At 52.5% G+C, this 255-nt stretch carries 1 rRNA gene; it reads right to left on the minus strand.

The features are described 5' to 3' along the window. Window position 1: 1 nt before the first annotated feature. Window positions 2–255: ribosomal RNA gene (locus FJV46_RS15155) — 23S ribosomal RNA — on the minus strand; the annotation flags it as partial.

A 255-nucleotide genomic window follows, 5' to 3' on the forward strand; every position in this document is an offset into this window, starting at 1 on the left:
ATGGTTGAGACAGCGGGGAAGTCGTTACTCCATTCGTGCAGGTCGGAACTTACCCGACAAGGAATTTCGCTACCTTAGGATGGTTATAGTTACCACCGCCGTTTACTGGGGCTTAAATTCCCAGCTTCGTCCCACGCAAGCGTGAAACTAACCGGTCCTCTTAACCTTCCAGCACCGGGCAGGAGTCAGTCCGTATACATCGTCTTGCGACTTCGCACGGACCTGTGTTTTTAGTAAACAGTCGCTTCCCCCTGG

It is taken from the genome of Arthrobacter agilis (assembly GCF_006494655.1).
Lineage (GTDB): Bacteria > Actinomycetota > Actinomycetes > Actinomycetales > Micrococcaceae > Arthrobacter_D > Arthrobacter_D agilis.